Below are 3,395 nucleotides of genomic sequence, written 5' to 3' on the forward strand. Positions count from 1 at the left end.
TCAGCTCTCGATGCCCGATCGCATCCCCAGCGACCACGCCAGCGTCCGCACCGAGCGGGCGGAGGTGGCCCGCAGCGGCGGCACCCGCCGGCCCTGCCTCCGGCTGCCGGCCGACCTCGACCTCGAACCGGGCGCGTTCGTCCGCGTCGTGATCGACGGCGAGGAACGCCACGCCGAGGTCCGCGAGGACCGCTCGGGGTTTCTGCTCCGCGGCGCCTACGACCTCAAGAGCGAGGCCCGCGACCCGGGTCGCGCGGAGAACCGACTGGTCGAGTGGCTGCAGGAACAGGGCCGCGAGCCGGGCGATCCCGTCGAGGTCGACGAGATCCAGCCGGGCGAGCGCTACGGGCTCCGACTGCCGGGCGAGCGGACGTTCTACCGCGACACCAGCGGCCCGGGCGGGTCGCTGCAGGACATCGCGAGCGATCTCGGCGGCGAGGGTAGCGACCGGGACGGCGCCGATGCCGACCCGTTCGACCTCGACTGAGCCGACCGGAACGCGGTCGCTTTTTCCCGTTCAGGCGCCTCGTCGGGGTATGAGCAAGCTCTCGGAGTTCCTCGCGGGCGAGCGGCTGGAGGACGTGGCGCTGTTCCTCGCCGAGGATCAGTTGGACGAGGCGGGCAAGCTGGCCGACGCCGGCGAGGAAGTCGACGGCGGCGTCGTGCTCGTCCGGCCCGGCGACCAGGGACGGAAGCTGTTCAACGCCGGAACCGGGCAGGACGCGATGGAGTTCGCGAAGGAGGCGATGGGCGAGGGCGGCAGCGTCGACGCCGACCTTTCGGGCGGCGAGTGTCCGGAGGGCGACGGCGACGAGCACGAGGTCCAGTACGTGTTCGCGTTCGCCGAGGCCGAGAACCCCGAAGTCGGCGGGCTGTACGCCGACGGCGACGTGATTCACGCCTACGCGAAGTGTGCCTGCGGGGAGTCGTACTCCGAGAAGTGGGTCGTCGGGAGTCGGTCCGGCGAGTAGAGCGACGAACCGGCCGGCGCGGGTCGGTACGAGTTGACTCTCCGAATTTTTCAACGAGCCACAAAGAAAAACAGTCTTCGCCGTGAACTCTCCCGATGATGACCGAGGAGCACCACCGGGAGCTACACCAGTTCGTCAAGGATCGGGCGGGGGATGCATACCGAACGGCGTTCCACTACGAAGGGGACGACTGGGAGACGCTGTACGTCCGCGACGACCTCGCAACTGACCGCTTACACAACCAACTCCCGGATATCGTCGAGCGCGCTCGGGACACGCAGGCGTTGCTCCGGGAGGAGGACTACCCGCCCCTCGGGGCCGCACGCGCGACGACCGAAGTGCACGAGGACGGGGTCATTCTGCACTTCCCGGAGGGACCCACGGCGGGGACGCTCGTCTCGATCGACCGGGACGCCGCCCGCCGGCTCGCGGGATTCGTCACGCGGGCGATGTCGATCCTCCAGTCGCCGTCCGCCTCGGCGTACCGTGCTACCGCCGCAGACGACTGACCTGTCGATCAATCCCGGGCGTGCTTCCGTTCTACTCCGCCGCTAGCTCCTCGAACGCCCGTCGGATCACCGTCCGCGCGGCCTGCCCCTCGGTCGTCCAGTGCTGGGCCATGTCGAGCATGTCGTCGTAGATGTCGGGCTTGCAGCCCGCGGCCTTCGGGTGGCCACCGCCGTTGACCTGTCCGGCGACCTCGTGGCAGCGCTCGAACCCCTCCGAGCCGCGGATCGACGCGCTGCCGGAGGGCTTGACGATCACCGCGGCGTCGCAGCCCTGCTCCCGCAGCGTCTCGGCGACCTCGTTCTGCGAGCAGCGGCCGTACGTGAAGCCGACCGTCCAGTCGCCGATCTGTCGCTCGTTCGCCCGCGAGACCGCGGCCTCGATGCGGCGCTCCTTCTCTACGCGGCGGTGTTCCACGTAGTCGAGCACCGTCTCCGGCAGCGCGGCGCCGTACTCGCCGACGATGGTGGCGTACTCCTCGGGACCGCTCCAGTAGGCGTAGTCCGCGAGGTCGTCGCTGCGCTCGTCCTGCTTGAGCCAGAGGTCGTGGTCCCGGGTGACCTCGGCGAGTTCGGCGTAGCGCTCGTCGAACTCGTAGTCGAGCGAGCGCAGCGCCACGTCGGTCGTACACTCCTCCTCGCTGTCGCCGATCACGAGGTCGACGCCGGCGTCGCGGACGCTCTGCTCCAGCTCCTCGCCCCACTGGTGGTGGTCGAACCACCGCACCTCGCCGCAGCGATCGACCAGCGTCTCCAGATCGTCGGCGATGTACTCGTAGCTGTCCGGGCAGATGTCACAGACGAACAGGTCCGCCCCCGCCTCGACGTACTCGGCGACCAGTTCGAGGGAGTCCTCGATGTCGCCCGGGCCGGACGCGACCAGCGCGACCGTCGAGCGCTCGTGGGGTTCTTCTTCGTCCTCGCCTTTCTCGTCGTCCTCGTCGTCCGGCTCCTCGTCGGCCATCTCCTGAGCCAGCGCCTCCTCGAACGGTGCCACGTCGAGCGCGGCGTCGCGGGCCTCGCGGAGCAGCGCGACACAGCCCAGCCCGTCGGCGTCGGAGTCGGTGATCACGACCGTTTCGGCGCCGTCGACGGCCTCGGCGATCCGCTCCTCGGTTCGGTCCTCCTCCAGCGAGTCCGGGTAGAAAAAGCCCTTCCCGGGCAGCAGCGAGCGCCGGTGCAGCGAGAGCTCGCTCGTCTCGATGAGTTCGTCGTCCATACCCGAGGGTCGGCGAGCCGGGGTATAAGCGCCGTGGAACGCCGGAACCGGAGCTACGCGGCCGGGGCGTCCGTCCCGCCGTCGGCTCCGTTCTCCAACTGTCGGACGGTCAGGACGGGGACGGGGCAGCGCCGCACGACGCTCTCGGCGACGCCACCGATCAGGTAGCGGTTCTCGCCGTGGCGCCCGCGGGTCCCCGTCTCGACCACGTCGGCGTCGAACTCGCCGGCGTAGTCGGAGATCGCCGCCGCCGGCCGGCCCTCCCGGACCGCGGTGGTCACGCTGCTCTCGGCGCGGGTCGGCACCGCGGCGACGACGTTCTCGCCGTCGGTATCCAGCCCGGCGCGGAGATGCTCGCGGCCGTTCTCCGGCGAGGACTCGATCTGGCCTTCGTCGACGACGAACAGCGCGTGCACGTCGGCGTCGAACCGCTCGGCGAAGTCGAGCGCCACGTCGACCGCCCGCTGGACGCTCTCGGAGCCGTCGGTGGCGATGACCAAGGTGTCGAACATACGCGTTCGGTTCGTGCGGGGAGGGATAACTCCGACGGGCCTGATTCGTTCTCTGTGGGTTCGGACCTCTTGCTGGGTTCGGTGTGGTCCTCTCTGCCTGCTTCAGGTGTTTTTGCTTATGAGGAGACTGCTGGGTCAGCAACACCGTGAAAGCCCCTGCCCGCTCGGCTCGCGCGACTCGCTGCGC

General features: G+C 69.7%; 5 protein-coding genes. 3 read left to right on the forward strand and 2 right to left on the reverse strand.

The features are described 5' to 3' along the window. Positions 1 to 10 precede the first annotated feature (10 nt). From ACFR9S_RS10790 to ACFR9S_RS10800, 3 genes are all read left to right on the forward strand, one after another. Positions 11 to 487, forward strand: coding sequence for a DUF7112 family protein (locus tag ACFR9S_RS10790; RefSeq protein ID WP_379818619.1), 477 nt, complete (start codon positions 11 to 13; stop codon positions 485 to 487). A 49-nt stretch (positions 488 to 536) separates the two neighbouring features. Further along, positions 537 to 971, forward strand: a complete 435-nt coding sequence (locus tag ACFR9S_RS10795; protein WP_379732394.1) for a DUF5807 family protein — start codon at positions 537 to 539, stop codon at positions 969 to 971. A 98-nt stretch (positions 972 to 1,069) separates the two neighbouring features. After that, entirely contained in the window at positions 1,070 to 1,480 is a 411-nt protein-coding gene (locus ACFR9S_RS10800) for a hypothetical protein (protein ID WP_379732395.1), read from the forward strand. Positions 1,481 to 1,511: 31 nt separating this feature from the next. Here the strand turns inward: ACFR9S_RS10800 and ACFR9S_RS10805 are convergent, their stop codons facing one another. Then, the gene (locus ACFR9S_RS10805; RefSeq protein WP_379732396.1) at positions 1,512 to 2,696 is read right to left on the reverse strand and encodes a DHH family phosphoesterase; all 1,185 of its coding nucleotides are present in this window, start codon (positions 2,694 to 2,696) and stop codon (positions 1,512 to 1,514) included. A 53-nt stretch (positions 2,697 to 2,749) separates the two neighbouring features. Beyond that, complete coding sequence (locus ACFR9S_RS10810) at positions 2,750 to 3,208, reverse strand: universal stress protein (protein ID WP_379818616.1); 459 nt, start codon at positions 3,206 to 3,208, stop codon at positions 2,750 to 2,752. Positions 3,209 to 3,395 lie beyond the last annotated feature (187 nt).

Source organism: Halolamina salina, from assembly GCF_042678005.1.
GTDB lineage: Archaea > Halobacteriota > Halobacteria > Halobacteriales > Haloferacaceae > Halolamina > Halolamina salina.